This window comes from Leptodesmis sp. (assembly GCF_052746595.1).
This window is the reverse complement of the sequence record NZ_JBRAGO010000015.1, coordinates 13,181-39,264: the sequence shown is the minus strand read 5'-3', so window position 1 is coordinate 39,264 and position 26,084 is coordinate 13,181. Positions and strand designations below refer to the sequence as shown.

18 protein-coding genes are annotated in these 26,084 nt (G+C 51.0%); 14 read left to right on the top strand and 4 right to left on the bottom strand.

Features of this window, described 5'->3' with window-relative positions; translation table 11 throughout:
• Positions 1–63 precede the first annotated feature (63 nt).
• Positions 64–1,293: a tetratricopeptide repeat protein gene (locus ACUVQO_RS05210; RefSeq protein WP_445924829.1), complete on the top strand. Its 1,230-nt coding sequence runs from the start codon at positions 64–66 to the stop codon at positions 1,291–1,293.
• A 270-nt stretch (positions 1,294–1,563) separates the two neighbouring features.
• On the opposite strand, the gene argS is transcribed toward ACUVQO_RS05210, so the two are convergent.
• Both argS and nadC read right to left on the bottom strand, forming a co-directional pair.
• Positions 1,564–3,321, bottom strand: a complete 1,758-nt coding sequence (gene argS, locus ACUVQO_RS05205; RefSeq protein ID WP_445924828.1) for an arginine--tRNA ligase — start codon at positions 3,319–3,321, stop codon at positions 1,564–1,566.
• A 243-nt stretch (positions 3,322–3,564) separates the two neighbouring features.
• Entirely contained in the window at positions 3,565–4,431 is an 867-nt protein-coding gene (nadC, locus tag ACUVQO_RS05200; protein WP_445924827.1) for a carboxylating nicotinate-nucleotide diphosphorylase, read from the bottom strand.
• Between the two features lie 366 nt (positions 4,432–4,797).
• Here nadC and ACUVQO_RS05195 point away from each other — a divergent pair, with 366 nt between their 5' ends.
• The 7 genes from ACUVQO_RS05195 (at position 4,798) to ACUVQO_RS05165 (ending at position 13,129) form a co-directional block, all read left to right on the top strand.
• Positions 4,798–5,490, top strand: coding sequence for a Crp/Fnr family transcriptional regulator (locus ACUVQO_RS05195; RefSeq protein ID WP_445924826.1), 693 nt, complete (start codon positions 4,798–4,800; stop codon positions 5,488–5,490).
• Positions 5,491–5,536: 46 nt separating this feature from the next.
• Positions 5,537–7,408: a M61 family metallopeptidase gene (locus tag ACUVQO_RS05190; protein WP_445924825.1), complete on the top strand. Its 1,872-nt coding sequence runs from the start codon at positions 5,537–5,539 to the stop codon at positions 7,406–7,408.
• 193 nt (positions 7,409–7,601) lie between these two features.
• On the top strand, positions 7,602–9,329 hold the full coding sequence (locus ACUVQO_RS05185; RefSeq protein WP_445924824.1) for a bifunctional pantoate--beta-alanine ligase/(d)CMP kinase: 1,728 nt from the start codon (positions 7,602–7,604) through the stop codon (positions 9,327–9,329).
• 261 nt (positions 9,330–9,590) lie between these two features.
• Positions 9,591–10,658, top strand: coding sequence for a potassium channel family protein (locus tag ACUVQO_RS05180; protein WP_445924823.1), 1,068 nt, complete (start codon positions 9,591–9,593; stop codon positions 10,656–10,658).
• Positions 10,659–10,666: 8 nt separating this feature from the next.
• A complete protein-coding gene (locus ACUVQO_RS05175) occupies positions 10,667–11,986 on the top strand; it encodes an ATP-binding protein (RefSeq protein WP_445924822.1) in 1,320 nt (439 codons plus the stop codon).
• 113 nt (positions 11,987–12,099) lie between these two features.
• Positions 12,100–12,750, top strand: a complete 651-nt coding sequence (locus ACUVQO_RS05170; RefSeq protein ID WP_445924821.1) for a MotA/TolQ/ExbB proton channel family protein — start codon at positions 12,100–12,102, stop codon at positions 12,748–12,750.
• On the top strand, positions 12,737–13,129 hold the full coding sequence (locus ACUVQO_RS05165) for an ExbD/TolR family protein (RefSeq protein WP_445924820.1): 393 nt from the start codon (positions 12,737–12,739) through the stop codon (positions 13,127–13,129). The genes ACUVQO_RS05170 and ACUVQO_RS05165 overlap by 14 nt, the downstream gene beginning before the upstream one ends.
• A gap of 258 nt (positions 13,130–13,387) precedes the next feature.
• Here ACUVQO_RS05165 and ACUVQO_RS05160 read toward each other — a convergent pair whose 3' ends face one another.
• Together ACUVQO_RS05160 and gltB are read right to left on the bottom strand one after the other, a co-directional pair.
• Positions 13,388–14,149 carry a 16S rRNA (uracil(1498)-N(3))-methyltransferase gene (locus ACUVQO_RS05160; RefSeq protein ID WP_445924819.1) on the bottom strand — a complete coding sequence of 254 codons (762 nt, stop codon included), beginning with the start codon at positions 14,147–14,149 and terminating at the stop codon, positions 13,388–13,390.
• 203 nt (positions 14,150–14,352) lie between these two features.
• The gene (gene gltB / locus ACUVQO_RS05155; protein WP_445924818.1) at positions 14,353–19,020 is read right to left on the bottom strand and encodes a glutamate synthase large subunit; all 4,668 of its coding nucleotides are present in this window, start codon (positions 19,018–19,020) and stop codon (positions 14,353–14,355) included.
• Positions 19,021–19,460: 440 nt separating this feature from the next.
• On the opposite strand from gltB, the gene ACUVQO_RS05150 reads away from it, so the two are divergent.
• The 6 genes from ACUVQO_RS05150 to fusA all read left to right on the top strand — a co-directional run bounded on the left by ACUVQO_RS05150 (position 19,461) and on the right by fusA (position 26,065).
• The gene (locus ACUVQO_RS05150; RefSeq protein ID WP_445924817.1) at positions 19,461–21,272 is read left to right on the top strand and encodes a phosphodiester glycosidase family protein; all 1,812 of its coding nucleotides are present in this window, start codon (positions 19,461–19,463) and stop codon (positions 21,270–21,272) included.
• 544 nt (positions 21,273–21,816) lie between these two features.
• Positions 21,817–22,209: a phosphomannose isomerase type II C-terminal cupin domain gene (locus ACUVQO_RS05145; RefSeq protein WP_445924847.1), complete on the top strand. Its 393-nt coding sequence runs from the start codon at positions 21,817–21,819 to the stop codon at positions 22,207–22,209.
• 155 nt (positions 22,210–22,364) lie between these two features.
• Complete coding sequence (locus ACUVQO_RS05140; RefSeq protein WP_445924816.1) at positions 22,365–22,691, top strand: HesB/IscA family protein; 327 nt, start codon at positions 22,365–22,367, stop codon at positions 22,689–22,691.
• 135 nt (positions 22,692–22,826) lie between these two features.
• Entirely contained in the window at positions 22,827–23,198 is a 372-nt protein-coding gene (gene rpsL / locus ACUVQO_RS05135; RefSeq protein WP_233748618.1) for a 30S ribosomal protein S12, read from the top strand.
• 175 nt (positions 23,199–23,373) lie between these two features.
• Positions 23,374–23,844 (top strand): 30S ribosomal protein S7, encoded by a 471-nt coding sequence (rpsG, locus tag ACUVQO_RS05130; RefSeq protein ID WP_445924815.1) that lies wholly within the window; start codon positions 23,374–23,376, stop codon positions 23,842–23,844.
• Positions 23,845–23,944: 100 nt separating this feature from the next.
• Positions 23,945–26,065, top strand: coding sequence for an elongation factor G (fusA, locus tag ACUVQO_RS05125; RefSeq protein WP_445924814.1), 2,121 nt, complete (start codon positions 23,945–23,947; stop codon positions 26,063–26,065).
• Positions 26,066–26,084 lie beyond the last annotated feature (19 nt).

Here is a 26,084-nt window from a genome sequence, read left to right as displayed (position 1 = left end):
CTTAAAACTTAAAGCTATTCAAACTTCTTCCTTCGTCAGTCTACTATCTTGGCGTGACCATCTATGAGCCAAACCGACGATTTTTCAGAGGTCGAATATCAAGTCTGGTGTGATCGGGCGGATGCCTCAAAGCAACTGGGCCAGTACGAGGACGCGATTGAGCACTGCGATCGTGCTCTGGAGATTTGTCCTACGGGGCATTCGGCCTGGAATCATCGAGGCATTGCTTTGCATCGTCTGGGGCGCTACGAGGAGGCGGTGGCCAGTTACGACCGGGCCATTCAAAGTCTGCCAACCTTTCATACTGCCTGGTATAACCGGGGGCTGTCCTTAGAAAAGCTCAATCAGAAGATTGCGGCGCTGGCCAGCTATGAAACGGTAGTGCAGCTACAACCGGAGCATGCCCTAGCGTGGCGTCAACGAGGAAAAATTTTTGCGGCCCTGGAACGGTACGAGGACGCAATCGTCAGTTATGACAAGGTATTAAGCCTGGTGCCGGACGATGCAGAGTCTTGGAAGCGACGGGGGCAGAGTTTGCGGCGGTTGGGACAGGATGAGGCGGCTTTAAGTAGTTATGGAACGGCTCTGGAACTGGATCCTGACGACTGCTCGACCTGGAAAGCGCAAGCTAATTTACTGTTTGATCTGCAACGCGATAACGAAGGGCTGCAATGTTTGGATAGGGTGTTGGAGCTAGACCCAAATGACTACCAAACCTGGAACTTAAAGGCGATCGTGCTGGCAAGATTAGACCAATGGGAACAGGAAGTTGATAGCCGCGATAGTGCTTTACAACTGAACTCTACCGACCCAGAGATGTGGACTCAACAAGCGGCTTCGTTACAGAAATTGCGCCGTTATGAAGAAGCCGTGATCAGTTATGACCATGCTTTAGAACTGCAACCGGATAACTATCAACTCTGGCATCAGCGAGGACTGGTACTACGGCGATTAGGTCAGTTTGAAGGGGCAATCGCCAGTTTCAATCAAGCCTTGAGTCTCAATCCTGATTATTACCCTGCAACTCGCAGCCGCCTGTACCTGTTGCTTTCCACGGGGCAGATTGTGGGGCATTTGTTGGGTAATTGCAGTGCGATCGAGCGTCAGTCCCTCTGGAACGACTTGCAAAATGTTGGTCAGTCTTTCGTCAAAACCAAACTGCCGGCTTTGGTGATTTTGGGCCTAACGGCACTGTTCAGTACTCACAGTAAAGGCTTAGCGATCGCGATCGCGGCTGTCTTCACCATTATTGCCATTTGGAGCGATTTAATCCGGGAAGCAGACAAGGGTTAACCGCTATCGAGGTATTACAGCCTGTCTAGGCTACACCTTGCCACCAACCGCTGCCAGAATTTGATCCAGACTCAGTTGCAATTCGGGAAAGACGAGTGACTCAACCCGCTGCTCATCTCGGAATTGCTTCACTTGATACTTGCCTGCCTCGTTCAACGAATAAACCGAAAAAGTTGGTTGCTTGGGAGTGCCTCAGATCGCCGATTTTTAGGCGGGGGACTGATAGCGACTAAGAAAGACCTGGCAGAAATCGCAGATCTAGGAAACAGGCTACATTCTTTCTAACGTCGGAATCCCTAGCAGGGAAAGCCCTAGTTTGAGTGTGCGGGCAGTCAAGTCACAGAGGGCGAGGCGGGAGGTGCGCAGGGGTTCTTCGGCTTGCAGGACGGGGCAGCGATCGTAGAACTGGTTGAATTTCTGGCTGAGTTCAAACAGGTATTGACACAGCCGATTGGGGAATAACTCCTGCCCCACCTGATCCACAATTTCATCCAGTTGCAACAGGTGTCTGGCTAAGACAAATTCGCTGTCTTCCTGCAGCAGAATTTTGGCATCCGCTCCCAACTGTTCAAAGTCAATCTGACCTTTGCGGCTGATGCCCTGCACTCGTACATAGGCATACAGCATATAGGGTGCCGTATTGCCTTGCAAAGCCAGCATTTTATCGAAGCTGAAAATGTAATTACTGGTGCGGTTCTGGCTCAAGTCAGCATATTTAACCGCACTGATACCCACAACTTGAGCGACATGATTGATAAATTCTGGAGTTTCCTGCCGTCCCTCTTCCTGGATCCGGGCTTCTAAATCGGCACGGGCGCGATCGACCGCTTCATCCAGCAAATCTCGCAGGCGGACGGTTTCGCCCGATCGGGTTTTCAGCTTTTTGCCATCCTCGCCCTGTACTAAACCAAAGGGGACGTGAACTACATCAATTTCGTCTGGTAGCCATCCAGCCCGACGCGCCACCTGAAAGACTTGAGCAAAGTGGTTAGCCTGTCCGGCATCGGTGACGTAAATAATTCGGTTGGCTTGATCCTGCTGTATGCGGTAGCGCAAAGCAGCTAAATCCGTTGTGGCGTAGTTGTAGCCGCCGTCAGATTTTTGCACAATCAGGGGCAGGGGATTTCCTTCCTTATTGGTAAATCCTTCCAGAAACACACATTTAGCGCCCTGATCTTGCTCCAGCAACCCCAACTTCTCCAAGTCAGCTACCACATCCGGTAGCAAAGGATTGTAGAAAGACTCTCCTCGTTCCGTGATATTGATATCCAGCAGATCGTAAATCACTTGAAATTCCCGACGAGATTGGTCACACAGCAGTTGCCAAGCGCGACGGCTATCCTCATCTCCTGACTGTAATTGAACAACTTCCAACCGGGAGGCTTCCCGGAAGGCTGGATCTTCATCAAACCGCTGTTTAGCTTTTTTGTAGAAGGCTACCAGGTCGCCCAAATCGATCGCGTCTGCGGTGGTCAGTGCCTCCGGAGCAACTTCTCGCAGGTAAGTGATCAACATCCCAAACTGCGTGCCCCAATCGCCGACATGGTTCAGGCGTAAGACATCGTGACCCTCAAATTCCAGAATTCGGGCAATACAGTCGCCAATGATGGTCGATCGCAAATGGCCGACATGCATTTCCTTGGCAATGTTGGGACTGGAGAAATCAACAATCACCCGTTGCGGATTCTTGGCTGGCTCTACTCCCAATCGAGGATCGGTTTGCATGCGGGCCAGTTGGTTTTCCAGGTAGCTCGCTTTCAAGGTCAGGTTGATGAACCCCGGCCCTGCGATCGCAGGAGGTTCACATGTATCTGCCAGTGCGAGATGTTGCACAATTTGTTCTGCGATCGCTCGGGGAGACTTCCCCAATGGTTTTGCCAGAGACATTGCCACATTGGACTGAAAATCCCCAAACTTGGGATTACTGGTTGGCATCAACATCGGATCGGCGTTGCCAAAGTCCTCTCCAAAGGCGGCGACTAGCGCATGCTGAAACTGGTTTTTTAACTGGGCGATCGTCGAGTTCATTGTTCGCAGTAGATCGTGGACAGTGAATAGCTGGCAAGGAGCGCGATGATGAGAGGGAGTGATGGTGTGACTTCCACCCTTTCATTATCCCTTTGCCTCTGCCATCTTGCTCATCCGCTCACTCTCCTATCATCTCATCATCTCACTCTTCCACCTTTCCTGGGTTTTCGTCTTTTACCAGAGGGAAACTACCGCATGCCACGTCTCTACGATTTGTGGGTAACAACTGTTTAGGAAATCGCCTTAGACGAAGCGCATACTTAAATCTAACCAGGACGATCGCGTTACAGGGGCACTGCTGGAAATGTAATCTACTCCTGTTTCAGCCACAGCCCGAATTGTATCCAGGGTAATATTGCCGGAAGCTTCAATCTTGATCCGTTCATTGGTCTGCCGAATCCGTTGCACCGCCTGTTGCATCATCTCCAGGGACATATTATCCAGCATGATGATATCGGCCCCATGCTGTAAGGCTTCATCCACCATCTGCAGAGTTTCGGTTTCCACTTCAATGGTCAGGGGATAGGGCATATGGGCACGCACCTGAGCGATCGCCGCCCCAATTCCTCCCGCTGCTGCAATGTGATTGTCCTTAATCATTACTGCATCATCCAGGCCCAGGCGATGGTTGACCGCTCCGCCAACCTGCGTGGCATACTTCTCCAGCAATCGCAAACCCGGTGTAGTTTTACGAGTATCCACCAATTGGCACGGCAAGTCGTCAATTAAATCCACATACTTACGAGTCAGGGTTGCAATTCCACTCAGCCGCATGGCCAGATTTAGGGCGACGCGCTCTGCCATTAATAAGGCATCCATGGGGCCTGTTAGCGTGGCGATCGGCTGTCCTTGCTCGCACCATTGCCCTTCTTCAACCGTGGGCTGGAAGGAAACCTGATGATTGAGCAGATGGAAGACCCGGGCAGCAATCGGCAATCCAGCGACCAGACCAGATTCTTTGATCAGCCATTGAGCCTGACCAACTTGAGCGCTGGCCGGAAAGAGAGCTTGCGTTGTGCGATCGCCCCGTCCAATATCTTCCAGCAACCAGTTTTGCAATAGGGAATCCAGCACCAAAAACGGTGGCAAAATAGCCGTTGAATGTTTCATTCCCTTTCCTGACCCCCACAATCTCATACCGCTATTCATGACCCACCATCCACTATTCCCTATCCACCCGATCTCAATCCAAAATCGCCCATCCCACATCCAAAATGCTATCAACCATCAGTTGGCACGATCGCTTTGGCGAGGGCGATCGTTATAGGGTTTTAGCCTTATAGCCTGCTCATTGGAGTTGCCATAGTTGCTAGTATTTTGGAGTAAGGAAACTATTTATTGTCTCAAGGGGATTTATCACTCGCTGCTTTTGGGGATGATTACAGTGGAAATCCTCAAAAGAATCGTTTTGTATGGCATCCTCCTGGGGTTCTGCAATACAGTTCCTTGTTCATCGTCCTACCTTCAATAATATTCATGCAGACTGAAGCATTTAGTGAACTGTTTCCGCTACTAGCTGCCGCCAATACAGAAACATTATCGTGGTTGCTGGCCGCTGCTGTTGAACATGAGTATCCAGCGGGGCGAGCGGTGCTGATGGAAGATGCCTGGGGCAATGCGGTTTATTTTATTGTCTCCGGTTGGGTGAAAGTGCGGCGATTATCCGGGATAGGTGAAGATAAAGTCGTCACTTTGGCAATTTTGGGTAAGGGCGACTTCTTTGGCGAAATGGCCATCTTAGATGAATCTCCCCGTTCAACCGATGTGATTGCAATGTCTGCCGTTAAGCTACTTAGCATTTCGGCCCAACGATTTATTCAAACTCTTTTCAAAGACCCACAACTGCACCATCGTATGTTGCAGCTCATGGTGCGTCGGCTACGTCAAACCAACTTACGCTTCCAACTCCAACACCAACCGCCTGCTATAAAACTTGCGAATAGCCTGGTGTCCCTGGGCGAAAACTATGGTCAGCATACACCCAATGGCACTGAAATCTTTAATATTCCGGCTCAAGATCTGGCGGATGTGAGTGGTATCGGAGTTGAAGAAACCTCCAAGATTATGGAGAAGTTAGAAAGTAAGGGATGGATTACAATCGATCCGGCCAAACAGGCACTTTATCTCGTCAATATGAAGCAGTTGGTCAATTTGGCGAGTAAGGTGTGAGACTGGGGAAAGGGCAGGTCCGCATCGTAAAGGAGCAAATATCAGTATGAATCGTGAAGCGTTTGGGGGAGAACAGGACGCTCAATTTGCCCCCTGGGAAAATTTCAGACCAGGCTCCGAGTTAAAAGATTCACCAGATCATCCTCTGCCCTCTGCACCCGGCTTGCAACTGCACTATCAAGTAGCAATGCCCCACCCCGAAAATCACCTGTTCGAAATCACATTGACGGTGCGGGGATGGCAAAGCGATCGCCTCAATCTGAAAATGCCCGTCTGGACTCCAGGCTCTTACTTGGTTCGGGAATATGCTCGACATTTGCAAGATTTTACAGCTGTAGATGGGCAGATGGGCGCTCCTTTAAGCTGGCAGAAGGTGGGAAAAAACCACTGGCAGGTAAATTCCCAGGGAGCAGATGAGGTCACTATCCGATACCGCATTTATGCCAACGAGTTGACTGTGCGAACCAACCATTTAGATGGTACTCATGGTTACTTCAATGGGGCTGCTCTGTTCTTCTACATTCCGGGCTATGAGCTTTATCCAGTGCAAGTGACGATCTCCCCCCCAAAACCGGAGTGGCAAATTGTGACGGCTCTACCACCAGTGGCCGGAGAGGTAAATACCTTTATTGCTAAGAATTTCGATACGCTGGTGGATAGCCCCTTTGAGATCGGTCATCATACTGTGTTTGAGTTTGAGGCTATGGGCAAACCCCATCAACTGGTCGTCTGGGGTGAGGGTAATCTTGAGCCAGAGCGTTTGATCGCGGATATGCAAAAAGTGATTCAAACAGAAGCTGATCTGTTTGGAGGCTTGCCCTACGACCGCTATGTGTTTTTGCTTCACCTTGCTGGCCAGGGATTTGGCGGTTTAGAGCATAAAAATAGCTGCTCCTTGATCTATCAGCGCTTTGGGTTCCGCAATAAGGACAAATACGATCGCTTCATCCAGTTAGTCGCCCATGAATTTTTCCATCTGTGGAATGTCAAGCGGATTCGACCGCAAGCTTTAGAATCTTTTGATTACGATCAAGAAAACTATACGCCGTCCCTCTGGTTCAGTGAAGGAACCACGAGTTATTACGACTTGCTTATTCCTTACCGGGCAGGTGTGTATGATGCTCAAACTTACCTGTCTGCCCTGAGTAAGGAAATCACCCGATTCCTGACTACTCCTGGACGGAAAGTACAGCCGCTGGCTGAATCCAGCTTTGATGCCTGGATTAAGCTCTACCGCCAGGATGCCAACAGCCCCAACACCCAGATGTCTTACTATCTGAAGGGCGAAATGGTGTCTCTGCTGCTAGATTTGCTGATCCGGGAGCGGCACAACCATCAGCGATCGCTGGATGATGTGATGCGTCAGATGTGGGAACAGTTTGGCAAGCCAGAAATTGGGTTCACATCCGAGCAGTTGCAGCAGGTAATTGAAGCGATCTCAGGCTGTGACCTTTCCGATTTCTTCGATCTCGCCCTGCACAGCACGGAAGAATTGCCCTTTGATGAGTATTTGCAGCCCTTTGGGTTAAGGCTGGTTGGAGACGGGGACGAGAGCGTTCCCTATCTGGGTTTGACGCTGAAAACAGAAAATAACCGGGATGTGATCAAGTTTGTGGAAAGTGAGTCTCCTGCCCAGATGGCTGGAATCGACATGGGGGACGAGCTATTAGCGATTAACGGAATTCGGGTCAATGCCGACCAGTTGCAAGAACGCCTGCGTGACTTCCGGCCCGGTGATACCATTCAATGCACCTTTTTCCACCAGGATGAATTGCGATCGGCCTCAGTGACCCTCTCCCAGCCCCGCCCCAATCGTTATCAATTAGTTCCAGTAGAGCGGCCTTCCCGCAAGCAAGAACAGTATTTTCAGGGATGGCTGGGAATCCCCTTGGCTAAGATAACCAGGCCAGAGCGGTAGGATGTCTTAGGCAATAGCTGGAACGCATCAATGCCTGAGATGAACGTCAGGCTGGCGATCGCTCTTCTCAACCAGACTCTTCAAGTTAATCACCTGCTGAATCCAACGAATTTTAACCTTTCTCTGGAATTCGACTGGCAACCGGAGTAGGAATCTCGCTACAGTTTATTAGGATGTTTGCCAGGAAAAATCAGTGCGACTGTTCACCACGATCGCAGGGTTACGCTCCTACCTGGAGTTGCACCGCTTTAGCTCGCCCCAGCTAAAGGAAATTGCTGTCGGTGAAAATCCTGCCTTAATCCTGCCGCTGGATGTTGGTTTAGTGCCGACTATGGGGGCACTCCACAACGGACATTTAAGCTTGATTCGACGAGCACGACGAGAAAATAAAATTGTGGTCGTCAGCATTTTCGTGAACCCGCTGCAATTTGGCCCCAATGAGGACTTTCAACGCTATCCCCGCACTTTGGAACAGGATAGTGTGTTGTGCGAAGCCGCAGGTGTGGATGCTTTATTTGTTCCGGATGCGATAGAGATGGGAGTGGCGGAGAGAAGGCGTGGGGGAAATGGAGAAGGTAGGGAAGATGGGGAAAGCCACCCCACACCCCACACCCTACACCACACCATTCCCGTGACTCAGGTGCTTCCTCCCTCTGGGATGATCTCTAGTTTATGTGGTCGCACGCGAGTGGGGCATTTTCAGGGAGTGGCGACGATCGTTACCAAATTGTTGAATATTGTGCAGCCGCAACGGGCTTACTTTGGGCAGAAAGATGCTCAACAATTGGCGGTCATCCGGAAAATGGTCGCAGATCTGAATTTACCGGTGGAAATTGTCGGCTGTCCGATCGTGCGGGAAGCCAGTGGTCTGGCGATAAGTTCACGAAATCGTTATCTGACGGCTGAGGAACAGCAGCAAGCCGCCTCGATTTATCAAGGCCTGAAAAATGCAGACAAACTTTTTCAATCCGGAGAGCGTTTGAGTAGTACCCTGATTGAGGCGGTTAAGGAGGTATTAAAAACAGTGCCTGCGATCGCCCCTGAATATATTGAACTTGTTCACCCCATGACTATGGAGCCTTTAACTGAAGTGCAAAATGCTGGTTTGCTGGCTGTGGCCGCTCGCCTGGGTTCTACCCGCCTGATTGATAATATTCTGTTAATCAACCGCCAACCAATTGTGGCGATCGATGGGCCAGCCGGAGCCGGCAAGTCTACCGTGGCTCGGCGGGTTGCTGCAACACTGGGTTTGTTCTACCTGGATACGGGAGCCATGTATCGGGCACTCACCTGGCTCGTCCTGCAGTCCGGCATCAGCATTGAAGATCAACCGGAGATTGCAGAATTAGTCAGCCGATGTGAGATTGAGTTTAGGGAACGGGGATCGGAGATTAGGAATCGGGAATCGGGAATCGGAGATCAGGTCAACCTTCCACCTTCCACCTTCCACCTTCCACCTTCCCCTTCCATCTGGATTAATGGGCAAGAAGTGACGCAGGCCATTCGGAGTTTGGAGGTGACCTCGCAGGTTTCGGCGATCGCGACTCAACCTGCTGTAAGGGAGGCGCTGGTGCGGCAACAGCAACGGTATGGCCAGCAGGGGGGGATTGTGGTTGAGGGACGGGACATTGGTACCTATGTCTTTCCGGATGCGGAGTTGAAAATCTTTTTAACGGCCTCGGTGCAGGAGCGGGCACGCCGTCGTCAGAAGGACCTGCAGACTCAAGGGATCGCCGATATCAGTCTGGGTGAGTTGGAGCAAGCAATTCAGGAGCGCGATCGCAAAGACAGCACTCGTGCGCTGGCTCCCCTACGGAAGGCCGATGATGCGATCGAACTGAATACTGATGACTTGACTGTTGAACAGGTGGTGGACAAAATTGTTGATTTGTATCGATCAGCCATCTGTGTTTGCGGATAAGCTATCTCAATCGGGTTCAGCTAGAGAACAGTCGTTTTCCGATCAGACAAACTTCGGTTCTGGACTTGGACAAGGTTTGTCTCAACCAAGTCCAGCGAGAAAACGATCGTTGTTTAAATATCAGAAATTTGTAACATCTAATACCTTTCATGACCGGATGTAGCCGCATCATCGGTCTGGGAAGGGGAGTCTATTCATCTCTGTATGCAGGCTACTGGTGGGTAATTGGTACAGCATTCTATGCAATAGGGCGATCGCGGCATGAAAAGCTCACTGAGACGAATGTTGATGGGAGGAGCTTTTTTATCGCTCACCCTGGTGATTGCTGTAACTGGGTATCTGCTAGCAGGTTGGAACCTGCTGGATGCGCTTTACATGGTAGTGATTATGGCGTTCGGGGTTGGCTTTGGTGAGATGGGGCCAATGCCCCCTCAGTTAAGAGTTTTCACCATGTTTGTTATCATTGCCGGATGCACTTCTGTAGCCTACATTCTGGGCGGCTTCCTGCAGATGATTACTGAGGGCAAAGTCAAGCGGGCATTAGGGGTAAGGCGAATGATGCGGGAAATTGACACCCTGACGGATCATGTCATTATCTGTGGTTATGGACGGATTGGCCAAATTCTGGCTCGCAAGATGGATGAAGCAGGACAAGTGTTTGTCTTAATTGACAATGACAGTCAACGCGTTGCTGCTGCCGAAGCCAAGGGATATCTCGTCCGTCTGGGTAGCGCTATGGATGAAAATGTTTTGGAGTCCGTTGGCATTCATCGTGCCAAGTATCTAGCTACCGTGCTGCCAGACAATGCCGCCAATGTATTTATTACCCTTACGGCTCGGAGCCTGAATCCCAATCTGTTTATTTTGTCGCGGGGAGAATACCCTTCAACAGAAAGAAAACTGATCCAGGCCGGAGCCGATCGCGTGGTTTCTCCAGCCGCGATCGGGGCATTGCGAATGGCTCACATGATTACCCATCCGGCAGCCCTGGAATTTTTAGACAAGGATAGCGGACGGGCTACCCTGAATGAATTGCTGTCCCAATTGGATATTCAGGTAGATGAATTGATGATTACCGCCAGTTCCAACCTCTTAGGAGCAACTATTGAGAGTGTGGAAATTCAGGGAAAAGGCACCTTTATCGTAGTTGCACTGCGCAAAGCCGATGGGTCTACTATTATTCGTCCCAAACCTGACGAGCCTCTAACCGAAGGCGACACTCTCATCTTGATGGGGCACACAGGTGATATTCCTAAATTTGCCAAGCACCACGCCCTCGAGCGACAAATGCAATATCGTGGAGCCAGGTTCTCCAGTCGATTGAAGTAAAAATTGATATGGCAACTTCCCCTGCTTTAGCCTATTCTCTGCTTCGTGATGCCACCTCTCTCCTCTTGTATCAATCGGTTTTAGAGAATGAAGTTGGACAGTCTTTTTTACACCTACTCCAGGCTATCCATCAGGTTGAGCAGTCCACCACTCCCGATCCTGCGGCCCATCTAGAGTGTTTGCGAGCATACAGCGGCTGGTTTAACCATCTGGCCAATTGCAATCAGGACTGGGCAGAGCATTTAGTCACTCGCATTCTGCGGGATGACAATCCATTTACCCGACAGGCTAGTTGCTGGGATCGGTCTGAGCTACCTGAACCCCTGGTTAACGCGGCTCGCCAGGATTTGCAAGGGTTGCAGCATCTGGCGGATTGCAACAGTTTGCGACTGAGCACCTGGATTGCTACAACCTGCCTGGTTCCGTCGCCATCAATCTGGCAAACTGACTCTCACCCACAGCCAGGTTCTCCCTGGGAATGGTTTCAACAGTCTCAAGACTGGCAAATGCTTGTGGAACCTCTGGCCCGCTATTACCGTACTCATGGCACAGGTATTGTTTCAGAATATCGAGCCTTGCGCTGGCAGTCGGGCCATCTGGTGGGAATTCCTTACCCGGATCCGGTGCAACTAACCCACCTAGTTGGGTACGAGGCACAGCGAGAGGCATTGTTAAAAAATACCGAATTTCTGCTGGCGGGCTATCCAGCTTTGCATGTCTTGCTTTATGGCAGTCGGGGATCGGGAAAGTCTTCCCTGGTGAAGGCATTGTTACATGAGTATGGAGAGGCAGGCTTACGGTTGATTGAGGTCGGTAAGTCAGATTTACGCGATTTGCCTGCGATCGCTGACCAACTGCGAGAACTTCCCCAAAAGTTTATCATTTTTGTGGATGATCTGTCCTTCGAGGAAGATGAGGACACCTTTAAAGCCTTGAAAGTCGTTTTGGAAGGCAACTTAACGGCCCGTCCGCAAAATGTTGTAGTCTATGCAACGTCGAATCGGCGGCATTTAATCCGGGAGTTTTTTGGCGATCGGCCCTGCCCTAAAGACAGTGATGAAGTTCACGCCTGGGATACGGTACAGGAAAAGCTGTCGTTTAGCGATCGCTTTGGTCTCACCTTGACCTTTGAACCCCCAAACCAGGCCAGCTATCTACAAATCGTCCACCATCTGGCCCAGCAAGCCGGAATTGATTTACCTGAATCGGATCTGGACTTTCAGGCACTCCAGTGGGCAACCCAACATAATGGTCGCTCTGGACGAACGGCCCGCCAATTTATTGATTTTCTCAAGGCCGATTTGTCTCTCTTTGGGGAAAGTCAGTAGGACACTTTCTGAATTCTGCTACTTCGCCCATCGGTACTCTTGACAGGTTGCATCACCTGATACACTATCTGGATGTTTTAGGTGCCTGATCCTGTAGCGTTCTAAAAGCCACTATGGAGCTTGGAAATTGGTTTGCTTCAGGCGGGGTGGTGATGTTGCCCCTGCTCGGCTTCTCCATTCTGGCCGTAGCATTAATTATTGAACGAATTGCCTTTTGGATGCGAGTTGCCCACCGTCAGGATCGACTGGTACGAGATGTGCTGGCCCTCTATAAGCGCAATCCTCAAACTGCGTTTCTGAGGTTGCAGGAAAACCTCGATTTACCCATGGCACGGATTTTTTTGGCAGCTCTGGAACTCGATCGTCCAAACCCTGAAGAATTTCGTCTGGCTCTGGAAAGTGCCGCTCAAGCAGAAATCCCCTTACTGAAACGATTTAACACCGTCTTTGAAACGATTATTAGCCTCTCTCCCCTACTGGGTTTACTGGGTACCGTTTTGGGTTTGATCCAATCCTTCGCCTCACTAAAAGTGGGAGATATTGGCGGCAGTAATACAGTCAGTGTAAGCGCTGGCGTGAGTGAAGCCCTGATTTCTACCGCTTCTGGTCTGGCGGTTGCCATCTTCACGCTGCTGTTTGCCAATACCTTCCGGGGGCTGTATTTACGGCAAGTCGCCTTGATTCAAGAATATGGTGGACAGCTGGAATTGCTCTACCGTCGTCGCTCGGAACAGCAAGGAGTTACCCCCTATGCGTCTACCTGAAGAACCCGATCTGCCGTTTCAGATCAACATCGTGCCGATGATCGATGTGATTTTTGCCATTCTGACATTTTTCATCATGTCTTCCCTGTTCCTGACGCGATCAACCGGCTTACCCGTTAACCTGCCCAAAGCCACAACCGCTCAAGACCAACGTTCCAGCAAATTGACAGTTACTGTTGATGCTAGGGGAAATCTTCGTCTCAACCAACAGCCCATTCAACTGAACGACTTGCAATCCCGCGTTCGCGCTTTATCGGGAAGCGGTTCACAATTGGTCATTATTAACGCCGACCAGCAAGTAAGCCACGGTCAAGTGGTAGCTATCATGGATCAACTGCGGCAGATTCCGGGAGTTAAGCTGGCGATCGCGACAAAATAGTTAGCAATAGTTAGCAATCCAGATGATGGCACACCTTCGAGGTAGAAGAAACAGGAAAAGACTTCAAAGTGGCTGAAGATGAGCTGGGACTCAAGTAGCTTCAGTACCTTCAGACGGTTCAAACCAAGGCCGCCTTGGTGCCTTTAGCCCGCTAGTTAACATGCTTCCAATGATGGATGGCTCAAGCATTGGTGGCTCTTTTGAGACTTTGCCATCCCCAGTTTCCACTCCAGCACAAGTCGAGGATCTTGAGAGGGACTATTTTTCCAGAACTGCGGCGATTAATGAAAGGGCAACAACTGGGGCAGTAACAGCACGGAGAATGCGATCGCCGAGAGAGACGGGTTGGTAACCTGTAGCGATCGCTTGCTCAACTTCAGAATCTGTCCAACCTCCTTCAGGGCCGATCGCGATGGAGAGGAAGGATGTGGAGGGTGGGGAGTGGGGGAGATGCGGGATCGTGTGTTGTAAACAATTGAATAGGTGAGGGGCAGGGTAGCGGGTGACGCAGAGGTAGTGAGGGGAGTGGGTTAGTTCGGAAGGGGGTAAGGTTTTGAGGTGTTCCTGAAAAGGAATGGGTTCCTGAATGGTGGGGACGATTTGCCGTTCGGATTGTTCGGCGGCTTCCTGGGCAATGCGTCGCCAGCGTTCCAGTTTTTGAGGGCTGGGATGGAGCAGGGTGCGATCGCTGATCACTGGAGTAATGCAACTCACTCCCAATTCCGTCACCTGCCGGACTACCTCGTCAAAGGCATTACCTTTCGGCAGGGCCATGACCAGAGTGATCGAGATCGGAAGTTCGGTTTGGCCTGCGATCGCCTCCAGAATTTCGGCTTGCAGGTCTGCGTGGGAAGGATGAACCAGTTGCACAAGCCAGGAATAACCCTGACCATCCATCACAATCACGCGATCGCCCTCCCGTAGGCGCAGAACCCGACTCAAATAATGCCGTTGTTCAGCGGTGAAATGAACCACGGGCGGCACAATTTGAGTCGGATTGACAACAATCCGTTGCAACATGGCTCACCTCTCCTGGGAAGCCTGCAGTGGATATACATCTTTGATCACTCTAGCCTCGATATACCATAGACCTTTACGCCTACAATCAATCCTTTCTGGAGGGGGTTCGGGGGACGCAGCCGTCTCCTGAATTCGGGGGGCGGGGGCTGTCCCCCAAGGATTGAACTTGGCAAAACTAACCGTACATAGTAGTCCTCATTAGACTAAATCGCTGGACTCAAGACCCGGTCTGCTGCGGTTTCTGGATTGACTTCAGGAGAATCTTTCTCAGACGCAGGAACCAGTTGCCAGAATTTGGGCAGGTATTCGGACCAGTGCTCCAGAATCTGTTTCGCTTTGGGACTGCGGGTGCGATCGTAATGGGTTTGGATCAGATCCTTCAACTGCTGTTCCCCAACGGGAGACACAATCCGTTGCGGTTTAGCATTCTCTGGGTTGACCTTGATCTGGAAACTGCCATCTTCATCCAGGAAGTACGCCAGTCCACCCGTCATTCCGGCTCCCACATTGCGGCCTGTTTTACCCAGCACCACAATCACGCCCCCGGTCATGTACTCGCAGCAGTGATCCCCTGCCCCTTCAATCACGGCCTTGGCCTGAGAGTTGCGGACTCCAAACCGTTCTCCCGCCTGCCCCGCCGCATACAGCGTACCGCCTGTGGCGCCGTAGAGACAGGTGTTGCCAAGAATGACATTCTCCGACGGCTTATAGGTTGCATCAGCAGGAGGCACGATGATAATTTCGCCTCCATGCATCCCTTTACCTACGTAGTCGTTGGCTTCTCCCTCCAGTCTGAGGGTCAGACCGGGTAGGTTAAAGGCTCCAAAGCTCTGACCCACGGCTCCAGTGCAGTTGAGTGTAATTTGGCCACTGAACCCGTTGTTGCCGTATTGCTTGGCGATTGCTCCAGCTAACCGGGCACCGATCGTGCGATCGGTATTGACAACCTTCACAGCTTTGGTGACATTTCCCTGCTGGGCGATCGCCGCTTGAATGTCGGGGTCGGCCAGTAGCTCATCATCCAGGACAGGGCCATTGCTATGCACCTCTTCATGGATCAGCCAGGAGCGATCGCTGCGAGTATCCGGTAGCTTGGTCAAACAATCCAGGTTCAAGCTTTGGGTTTTAGCGAGTTTGACCCCTTCCCGGAGTTTCAACAGATCGGCGCGACCAATCACTTCATTCAGGGTGCGGTATCCCAGTCGAGCCAGGAGCGATCGTACTTCTTCCGCCACGAACAGGAAGAAATTCACCACATATTCGGGAATGCCGGTAAAGCGTTTCCGCAGTTCCTCTTTCTGGCTGGCCACTCCAACGGGGCAATTGTTGGTGTGGCAGATGCGGGCCATAATGCAACCCTCCGCGATCATGGCGATCGAGCCAAAGCCGAACTCTTCGCCGCCCATGAGCGCTGCCATCATCACATCCCATCCGGTTCTTAAACCACCGTCTACCCGCAAGATGACCCGATCGCGCAGTTGATTTTGCATCAGCACTCGGTGAACTTCGGTTAACCCCAATTCCCAGGGGCTACCCGCATGTTTGATGGAACTCAAGGGAGAAGCTCCAGTGCCGCCTTCGTGTCCCGAAATTTGAATAATGTCGGCATTGGCTTTGGCAACTCCAGCGGCAATTGTCCCAATCCCCACTTCTGCCACCAGTTTCACGGATACCTGAGCCTGAGGATTAATCTGGTGCAGGTCGAAGATCAACTGGGCCAGATCTTCGATCGAATAAATGTCGTGATGGGGAGGGGGCGAAATCAGGGTTACTCCCGGTTTAGAACGCCGCAGCATGGCAATGTAAGGACTCACCTTGGTGCCAGGAAGTTGCCCCCCTTCACCGGGTTTCGCGCCCTGAGCTAGCTTGATTTCCAGTTGCTGGGCATTCATCAAGTACTCTGGAGTTACCCCAAACCGACCAGAGGCAATTTGCTTAATCGCAGAACTGGCGGTGTCACCATTTTTCAGTCCTTTCAAATGGGGCAGGGTGGGAGACAGCCCGGCGCTATCTACATCGGTCAGGGGCTTAAACCGAATTGGATCCTCACCGCCTTCACCGGAATTGGATCTGCCGCCCAGTCGGTTCATCGCGATCGCCAATGTCTCGTGAGCCTCACGGGAAAGGGCACCGAGAGACATGCCCCCGGTACAAAAGCGCTTGACAACCTCCGTAGCGGGCTCCACCTCTTCCAGGGGAATCGAGGGGCGATCGCTCTTGAAGTCCAATAAGTCCCGGAGAGCAGTTAGGGGGCGATTTTCCATGTACTGCTTATACAGTTTGTAATGGTCGTAGGACTTTTCCTCTACGGCCTTATGCAGGTACTTAGACATTTCCGGGCTGTTGATGTGATATTCCCCACCGGGGCGATAGTTAACGAAGCCAAAGTTTTCCAGCTTCTTAATCGTCAGTTCCGGGAATGCCCGACTGTGGATGGAAAGGATTTCATGGGCCAGGTCAGCCACAGTCAGTCCACCCAGACGGGATGCAGTGCCTATAAAGCCAAGCGACAGAAGATCGGAACCAATCCCGATCGCTTCAAAAATTTGCGCTCCCTGATAGCTGGACAGCAGAGAAATCCCCATCTTGGACAGAATCTTCAGCAGGCCATCTGCGATCGACTTGCGGTAGTTAATCTCAGCCGTCTCCAGGGAAATAGCTTTCAGCTTGCCTCGCTCCATGAAGCTTTGAGTTCTGGGATCTGCCCACCACTGCCGCACGGTTTCCAAGGCTAGGTAGGGACACACAGCACTGGCTCCAAAGCCAGTCAGGCAGGCAAAATGGTGTGTACTCCAGCATTGAGCTGTATCCACCACTAGCGAAGCTTTCATTCGCAATCCCTGACGAATCAGGTGATGGTGCACGGCTCCTACAGCCAATAGGGGTGGAATGTAGCTGTATTCAGCACTGATAAGAGCCGGACTACCATCAGCGGCAACCCGGTCGCTCAGAATCAGAATCTTCTTCCCATCACGTACAGCGGCTGCCGCCTTTTGGCACAACTCCTTGACCGCCTGGTGTAATCCATCCGGGCCGCTGGCAATCGCAAACAGAGTTGATAAATCGGCAGTGGCAAATCCTGACTGCCGCACCTGTTCCAGTTCAGGGTCATTCAGAACTGGGGACTCCAGTTTCAATAAGTGAGCAAATTCTGGTTTTTCTTCCAGGATGTTGCCCCGCTCTCCCAGTTGGATGGAGAGGGACATCACCAACCGTTCCCGGTAAGGATCGATCGCTGGATTCGTTACCTGAGCAAAGCGCTGTTTGAAATAGTCGTACAGCAGGTGAGGTTTTTCGGACAGCACGGCCAGAGGAATGTCATCACCCATACAGAAAGTTGGCTCTTTCCCCTGAGCGGCCATCTCCTGAATAATCATTTCCACATCTTCTGCTGTATACCCAAAAGCGGTTTGACAGCGCAGTAGAGCCTCCTTAGCCATCTTCGGTGTGGCTTCTGTTGTCGTTTGGGGTTGCAATTCATAGCGATGCTGCTTCAGCCATTGCCCATAGGGTTTAGCACTGGCAACCCGCTGCTTGATGTCCCAATTCTTGAGCAGTTCATGGGTTTCCAGATCGACGGAAATCATCTGACCTGGGCCTAAGCGACCCTTTTCCATAATTTCGGCTTCAGGAATATCGACGACTCCTGCTTCGGAGGCAACCACAATATAGCCATCACGGGTGATGACATAGCGGGCCGGGCGCAGCCCATTGCGATCGAGTGTCGCTCCCACCACTTTGCCATCACTGAACACCAGCAACGCAGGGCCATCCCAGGGTTCCTGCAGACCGCTGTAGTATTCGTAAAAGTCGATAATTTCAGGATGATCCGCCAGATCTGGCTGGTTTTTGTAGGCCTCTGGCACCATAATCATCAGCGATTCCTGAGGACTGCGGCCCGATCGCACCAGCAGTTCAAGCACATTGTCCAGGTTAGCGGAATCGCTGTTTTCGGCACGGACGGTGGGCATTAAATCCGGTAAGCGATCGCCCCAGCAGGGATGGGCCAGATCCGCCTGCCGTGCCATCATCCAGTTGATATTGCCCAGCAGCGTATTAATTTCACCGTTGTGTCCCAGCAGCCGCATTGGTTGAGCCAGCGGCCACTTCGGCATAGTGTTGGTACTGAAGCGACGGTGGTAGACGGCGAAAGAACTCTTGTAGTCAGGATGGCGTAAATCGGTGTAAAACTCGCCCAAAACGGCCGATCGCACCATGCCTTTGTAAACGATCGTGCGGCAGGAGAAAGAACAAATGTAGAAATTTTCAAAGGCTTGGGGATTGCCCGCTGTTTTAGCTTTGGCTTCAACTGCCTGCAGCACTCGCTTCCGCACCAGATACAGTTGCCGCTCGATCTCATCTCCTGGCTTCTCGGAGCGCACAAAGATCTGCTCAATCTGGGGCTGGTTTGCCCGCGCCTGGATTCCCAAAACTTCTGGACGCACCGGAACCGTGCGCCAACCGAGTACCGCCACTCCTTCCTCCGCGAGCGTTTGCTCCAGAAGTTGACGGGCGATCGCTGCCATTTCGCTTTCCTGCGGCAAAAATACCATGCCTACCGCAATGTGCTCTGGATTGGTAAATGGGATATTGTTTGCCCTAAACCACTGGCTGAACAGATCCCAGGGAATCGCTGTCATAATCCCTGCACCATCGCCAGAGTCCTGGTCGGCACTACAGCCGCCTCGATGTTCTAAACAGGTCACCGCTGCCAGCGCTTTTTCTACCAGATCATGACTGGCATTCGCTTTGGGGGTTGCAATAAATCCTACCCCACAGGCATCCCGCTCTTCGACCAGCCAGCGTTGCCCCTGAAACCCTCCGTTGACTTGAAATTGATGACTGTCCTGGTGTGCCGTTGTGTTACCCATGAGATAATGTGCTTTGCTGATTAGGTCAAAAATTTTTCTAAGACGATGGCGCGTTTCCTCACGCTACCGCTTGACAGCCTGAAGATCGGATTCTTCTTGAAGCAACAGTCTTCCCTAAAAAAGAAAAATTGTTGCTGGGTTCAATGCTTTGCAGCCGAGAGACGCTTCACACAGATCACTATAAAGGGGATCTGGTGCTAAAAAAAGGATTCGCCCCAAACTAGGGATCTTTAAACATACCTGTAAAGGGAATCTGTGCAGAGTCCACCAGGAACCAAATCGTTGAGCGAATGTCGAGTAATTCTTGTAGTGCTGGCACCACCAACGAGTAGACTACTCACCGTGACAGGCCACACGTTTAAGCATTCGGAATCATCATGCCTTTGTTCGATTTGTCCCACAGGTTTCTTCCTCGACCCAGGCTCCTTCTCCTTTGTGGAGTGGCATTTGGGGCTGCTCTGGTTGGCATTGTCGATGGCAGCCAACTGCATGTGGGGATGACTGAACGCGCGATCGCCCAACCGCTCCCAACATTTCCATCTCCCACTCCTGCTATCCTATCTCCCACTCAAATGCCTGTGGGGGCAGCAACAGTCCAACAGGGAGCGCAGATTACCTTAAATGGTCGATCGATCGCGGTTGCCTGGATGCAGTGGCGATCGCCCACAGGTGATCTCCGGACTGGAATCACCGATGCGGGGTTACAGAGCATCATGGGTATCCAATTCCTGAATACCGACAACGTAGCTCAACAGCCGTTTCAGTGGTTTGCCAGTACTGCCAGCTTGCCAACTCGCCTGACGTCCTCTCTCCGTTACCTGGACATCACCGATCTGGCACAGCAGGCCGGATGGCAAGTTCAGGCAACTCCTGAAACCTTACAGATCGTGACACCTGCCGCGAAGGTAATAGGAATTCGTCAGTCCAAACAATCCTGGGGCGATCGCTGGGTGATCCAGGTCGATCGTTCTATTCCCTGGCAGACAGATTTCCAGGGACAGGAACTGGTACTGACTCTAGAAGCTCAGATAGATCCCGCCCTAGTGCAACCGTTAAAACCGAATTCCGGTACCGATCGACAATCCCTGAAACTGGAGTCAATTTCTACCCATCAGAGCCGCTTACGCCTCACCCTGCCCTCTGGTTTGCGACCCCGCGTTTGGAGTACATCAGCCCCCGATCGCATTGTTGTTGATATTCGTCCGGATAGCCTAGTGGAACAAAATATTTTGTGGGCACCGGGGTTGCGCTGGCGGCAGCAGATTGTCACTGTGGGAAATCGTCCCATGCCGGTGCAGTGGCTGGAAGTCAACCCCCGGCAGCCCGGACTGAGTATGAAGCCGATCGCCCCCAATCCCACTTCCATGCTGGGAACGGCTCTCCTGGCCCAAACGGCTACCCAGAATCAGGTTGCGGCTGCCATCAATGGCGGATTTTTTAACCGGAATCGCCAACTGCCGCTGGGGGCAATTCGTCAGGATGGGCAATGGTTATCTGGCCCAGTTTTGAACCGAGGGGCAATTGCCTGGGATACATCGGGCAATGCGCTGTTCGATCGCCTGACCCTTCAGGAAACTCTCATGGCTGGCAATGGTCAACGATTGCCCCTGACTCATTTGAACAGTGGCTATTTACAGGCAGGGATGGCTCGCTATACGAATCATTGGGGGCCGACCTACACGCCCCTGTCAGACAACGAAATTGTGGTGACGGTGCAGAATAACCAGGTTTCTCATCAACAGGCGATCGCCAAGGCAGGCACATCCCCTGTCCCCATTCCTACTGATGGTTATCTTCTGGTGCTCCGCTCTAACCAGGCAGCAGCCTCCCTTTTGCCCGCTGGTACTCCCTTGCAACTTGAATCTGCCACCAATCCACCCACCTTCAACCAATTTCCCCAAATTATCGGGGCTGGCCCACTTTTGATACAAAATGGTCAAATCGTTCTCAATCCCCAGGCTGAGGGGTTCAGTCAGGCATTCATTACAGAGACGGCTCCTCGTAGCGCGATCGGGCAAACCGCTAATGGGACATTTCTTCTGGTCACAGCCTACAACCGTCTCGATGGCACGGAGTTATCGCTCATGGATATGGCGCAATTAATGCAACAATTGGGCGCGATCGCAGCCTTAAATCTGGATGGGGGTAGTTCCAGTACGCTTTTTTTAGGAGGAGAGGTGCGCGATCGTCCCCCTCGTACCGCCGCCCGAGTTCACAACGGCATTGGCATCTTTCTAGCTCCAAATCCTTGAGGAGAGAGAACGGAACTGACTGCTGACTATCTACCATCCCCCTGTCAGAGGTGATCTGGCGGTTAAAACCGCGACTACACTCCCCAAGTCTGCGTCAGCAGACTCAATAAAATCAAGGTTTTCAGTAACCTGCGTCGGCAGGTTTTTCGGTATAGCCGCGACTTCAGTCACCAAGGTGATGAATATTTCTCTGACTCTCTGACCGGATCATAAAATTTCTATCAATTTAAGCCTTCAGAGGCTGACATACCTGGGGGCAGATTTGTTAGTGTTACTGACGGATAAATTACCTGAATCTTTGCGTGTTGCTGATTACGTTTCAATTTTCATATTTCGTCTACCAATTTCGGGTCTTTGGTTCTCTGAAAATTGAAATAACAAGGCATAAACCAAGTTCGTCTAGATAACGGTTGTTTCCCTATTAGGAAAACCAGAATGCTGGACTTGGACAAGCTTTATTTTCAGAATCTCAATGTTTTCAGAATTTTAATTTTGCCAGTACAAAGGAGAAAATACTGTGTCTTCAGCTCAAGAAGTTCAAGCCGTGTCTGCAGTAGCTCTGGTTAGTCCTGCCGTTTCAAAAGGCGTAGCAGCCACTGAGCTACGTCCCTGGGGAGCATTTACAGTCCTGGAAGAAGGGCGGGGATACAAAATCAAGCGGATTGAGGTAAAACCCGGTCATCGACTGAGTTTACAAATGCATCATCATCGGAGTGAACACTGGATTGTTGTTTCCGGCACGGCTAAGGTAATTTGTGGTGACAAGGAAGAAATTCTTCATAGCAATCAGTCAACTTATGTGCCTCAGTGTACAGCCCATCGCTTAGAAAATCCCGGTGTAATTCCCCTAGTGCTGATCGAAGTGCAAAACGGCGAGTACCTGGGGGAAGATGACATTATTCGCTTCCAAGATGACTATTCTCGGACCCCCGCTTAGGACAAATTGGGATCCTAAATATCCAAATATTTGATAACTGAGAAAAATGGGGAAGAGAAATACAAGCTCTCTACCCTATTATGATTTCTTTGCATTCTATACAGTGATTGTATACAGTGATTGCGAGGAGTAGCTGATTCTGAGAAAATTGAGCCATGATTCAGCTAAGCCCAACAGCAACGATCGAAATTCTCAGATTACGCGCCAAAAGTCAGGAACCCGATCCAAAATTGCGGATTGCAGTCGTCAACGGCGGTTGTCTGCCGCTATCCTATTCGCTCTCCTTTGAGAGTGGGGAACAGCCTGGAGATCAAACCTATCGCTGTAACGAGATCACGGTATTGATTAACTCCCAAGCTTTGCCCTATGTGAATGGGCTTGTCATTGATTACTCAGAAGACTTGATGGGGGGTGGATTTCGCTTCCACAATCCCAATGCGCTGCAAACCTGCAGCTGTGGCAACTCTTTTGCCATTGGCTGATGGACAAGCTAAAAACGACCTTTCCCCTTTCCTTTATGGAACAGTTAAAAATTTTAGATTGACATTGACTCGTTAGGATTGGTACCCTGGTAATTTGGAAAAAGTTAGAAGGGATACCGCCGCGTATAGTTAGACATGCCCACTATCCAGCAACTTATTCGTAGTGAACGCGAAAAATTAATCAAGAAGACAAAATCTCCAGCTCTCAAGAGCTGTCCTCAGCGCCGTGGAGTGTGCACCCGGGTTTACACCACAACACCCAAGAAGCCCAACTCCGCTCTACGTAAGGTGGCACGGGTTCGTTTAACATCTGGTTTTGAAGTGACAGCCTATATTCCTGGAATTGGGCATAACCTGCAGGAGCACTCAGTCGTTATGATCCGAGGCGGTCGGGTAAAAGATTTGCCCGGTGTTCGCTATCACATTATTCGTGGAACGCTGGATACGGCTGGCGTGAAGGACCGTAAACAGGGTCGTTCTAAGTATGGAGCCAAGCGACCCAAGTAAGTCGTGATGGTGCTGTAATCCCTCCTAATTCTGGTATATCAATCAGGTTTTACCTCCATTGCCCAAGTTCGGGTTGATGTCAGACCTGAATTTTAGAATCAGTGATGGGAGTTCTCCTCTAGTTTGTTGGTTTGTTTTAGTTCTTCAACACAGTCTCTGTTGCTAAAGGTTACCTATGTCCCGTCGTACTGTTATTCAAAAGCGCCCAATTCCGTCTGATCCGGTCTACAACTCCCGGCTGGTAACCATGATGGCACGGCGGATTATGAGAAGTGGCAAGAAATCTCTGGCCACCCGGATTGTTTACGATGCCTTTAAAACCATTGAGCAACGCACTGGCTCTGACCCGATCGAAGTGTTTGAGCAAGCTGTTAAAAATGTGACTCCGTTGGTTGAAGTGAAAGCCCGTCGGGTTGGTGGGGCAACCTATCAGGTTCCCGTTGAAGTGCGCTCCGATCGGGGGACTGCTCTCGCGCTTCGCTGGTTGATCCAATTTGCTCGCCAGCGCACCGGCAAGTCAATGGCCAGTAAGTTGGCAAATGAGTTGATGGATGCGGCCAATCAAACAGGCAGTGCCATCCGGAAGCGTGAAGAAACGCATAGAATGGCAGAGGCGAATAAGGCATTTGCTCACTATCGCTACTAAGCGCCCATCACCAGTTGCAAGCTCACACTTGTAAGCAAAAGGTATAAAATCTTAACAGAAGCAGTAAGGAATTTCTGCGGCAGAGACTAAGGAGGTAGCTGTGCCACGTACTGTCCCGCTCGATAGGGTTCGAAATATTGGTATTGCTGCGCATATTGATGCGGGTAAGACCACTACAACTGAGCGTATTTTGTTTTATTCTGGCGTGGTTCACAAAATGGGTGAGGTCCACGAGGGAACTGCCGTAACAGATTGGATGGAGCAGGAGCGGGAGCGTGGAATCACGATTACAGCTGCTGCGATTAGTACATCCTGGACTCGGCGCGATCCCGAAAATCCCACTCAGCCTCTGGCTGGGGAACCGGAATACAAGATCAATATTATTGATACCCCTGGACACGTAGACTTCACGATCGAGGTAGAACGTTCCATGCGGGTACTGGATGGGGTGATCACGGTGCTTTGTTCTGTCGGTGGTGTTCAACCCCAGACTGAAACGGTATGGAGACAAGCTGATCGCTATAAAGTTCCCCGGATTGTATTCGTCAACAAGATGGATCGGACGGGCGCGAACTTTTTTAAGGTATACGAGCAAGTGCGCGATCGCCTGCGCGCCAATGCTGTGCCTATCCAGCTTCCGATTGGTAGCGAAGATAATCTGGAGGGGATTGTCGATCTGGTACGGATGCGGGCCTATCTGTATACCAATGACTTGGGAACTGATATTAAAGAGGCTCCCATTCCAGATGGCATCAAAGATCTAGCAGATGAGTATCGACTCAAGCTAGTCGAGTCGGTTGCCGAAACTGATGATGAGTTGACTGAGAAATACCTTGAAGGCGAAGAGTTAACCGAAGCGGAAATTAAGGCTGCTCTGCGGAAAGGAACACTGGAGGGCACGATCGTTCCGATGCTCTGTGGGTCGGCCTTCAAGAATAAAGGGGTGCAATTACTGCTGGATGCGGTAATTGACTATCTTCCGGCACCAATCGATGTTCCTCCCATTCAAGGAACGACTCCTAACGGAGAAACGGTTGAGCGTACTGCCGATGATAATCAGCCCCTGTCGGCTTTGGCCTTTAAGATCATGGCAGATCCTTATGGTCGGTTAACCTTCATTCGGGTGTACTCCGGTGTCCTGCAGAAGGGCAGTTATGTGCTCAACTCCGCCAAGAACAAGAAAGAACGAATCTCTCGCTTGATTGTCTTGAAGGCAGACGATCGCATTGAAGTGGATGAACTGCGGGCAGGAGACTTGGGAGCGGCTCTTGGGCTGAAAGATACCTTTACCGGAGATACTCTCTGCGATGACAGTGCTCCAGTAATTCTGGAATCTCTCTTTATTCCCGAACCTGTGATTTCTGTGGCGGTCGAACCCAAGACCAAGCAGGATATGGAAAAGCTATCCAAGGCTCTGCAATCGTTGTCTGAGGAAGATCCAACTTTCCGCGTCAGCGTGGATCAAGAAACCAATCAGACAGTGATTTCAGGGATGGGTGAGCTGCACCTAGATATTTTAGTTGATCGCATGCGCCGGGAATTTAAAGTTGAAGCTAATGTTGGTGCCCCTCAGGTTGCTTATCGTGAAACAATCCGTAAGCCTGTTCGAGCTGAGGGCAAATTTGTACGTCAGAGTGGTGGTAAAGGACAGTACGGTCACGTGGTGATTGAACTGGAACCTGGGGAGCCCGGTAGCGGATTTGAGTTTGTCTCGAAAATTGTTGGTGGCGTGGTTCCAAAGGAATACATTGCCCCAGCGGAACAAGGGATGCGAGAGGCTTGCGAGTCTGGAATCCTGGCGGGTTATCCAGTGATCGACCTCAAAGCAACCCTTGTAGATGGGTCCTATCACGATGTGGACTCTTCTGAAATGGCTTTCAAAATTGCTGGTTCTATGGCAATTAAGGAAGCCGTGATGAAGGCTGCTCCCGTGTTACTAGAACCCATGATGAAAGTTGAAGTGGAAGTCCCTGACGATTTTGTTGGTAACGTCATTGGCGACCTCAACTCCCGCAGGGGGCAGATTGAAGGCCAAGACAACGTCAACGGAATTGCCAAAGTAGCCGCAAAGGTTCCATTGGCGAATATGTTTGGATATGCTACTGATATCCGAACTAAGACTCAGGGACGGGGTGTCTTCACAATGGAATTCAGCCACTATGATGAAGTCCCCCGAAATGAAGCTGAGGCTATCATCGCAAAGAGCAAAGGGAACGCATAATCAGGAAAAGGAACGCATA

Bases quoted from the DNA above. Each gene is read 5' to 3' on its own strand.
- argS (WP_445924828.1), bottom strand. From the start codon at position 3,321: ATGAACTCGACGATCGCCCAGTTAAAAAACCAGTTTCAGCATGCGCTA.
- nadC (WP_445924827.1), bottom strand. From the start codon at position 4,431: ATGAAACATTCAACGGCTATTTTGCCACCGTTTTTGGTGCTGGATTCC.
- rpsG (WP_445924815.1), top strand. From the start codon at position 23,374: ATGTCCCGTCGTACTGTTATTCAAAAGCGCCCAATTCCGTCTGATCCG.
- ACUVQO_RS05170 (WP_445924821.1), top strand. From the start codon at position 12,100: ATGGAGCTTGGAAATTGGTTTGCTTCAGGCGGGGTGGTGATGTTGCCC.
- ACUVQO_RS05190 (WP_445924825.1), top strand. From the start codon at position 5,537: ATGAATCGTGAAGCGTTTGGGGGAGAACAGGACGCTCAATTTGCCCCC.
- gltB (WP_445924818.1), bottom strand. From the start codon at position 19,020: ATGGGTAACACAACGGCACACCAGGACAGTCATCAATTTCAAGTCAAC.
- ACUVQO_RS05160 (WP_445924819.1), bottom strand. From the start codon at position 14,149: ATGTTGCAACGGATTGTTGTCAATCCGACTCAAATTGTGCCGCCCGTG.
- ACUVQO_RS05195 (WP_445924826.1), top strand. From the start codon at position 4,798: ATGCAGACTGAAGCATTTAGTGAACTGTTTCCGCTACTAGCTGCCGCC.
- ACUVQO_RS05180 (WP_445924823.1), top strand. From the start codon at position 9,591: ATGAAAAGCTCACTGAGACGAATGTTGATGGGAGGAGCTTTTTTATCG.
- ACUVQO_RS05210 (WP_445924829.1), top strand. From the start codon at position 64: ATGAGCCAAACCGACGATTTTTCAGAGGTCGAATATCAAGTCTGGTGT.
- rpsL (WP_233748618.1), top strand. From the start codon at position 22,827: ATGCCCACTATCCAGCAACTTATTCGTAGTGAACGCGAAAAATTAATC.
- ACUVQO_RS05175 (WP_445924822.1), top strand. From the start codon at position 10,667: ATGGCAACTTCCCCTGCTTTAGCCTATTCTCTGCTTCGTGATGCCACC.
- ACUVQO_RS05140 (WP_445924816.1), top strand. From the start codon at position 22,365: ATGATTCAGCTAAGCCCAACAGCAACGATCGAAATTCTCAGATTACGC.
- ACUVQO_RS05165 (WP_445924820.1), top strand. From the start codon at position 12,737: ATGCGTCTACCTGAAGAACCCGATCTGCCGTTTCAGATCAACATCGTG.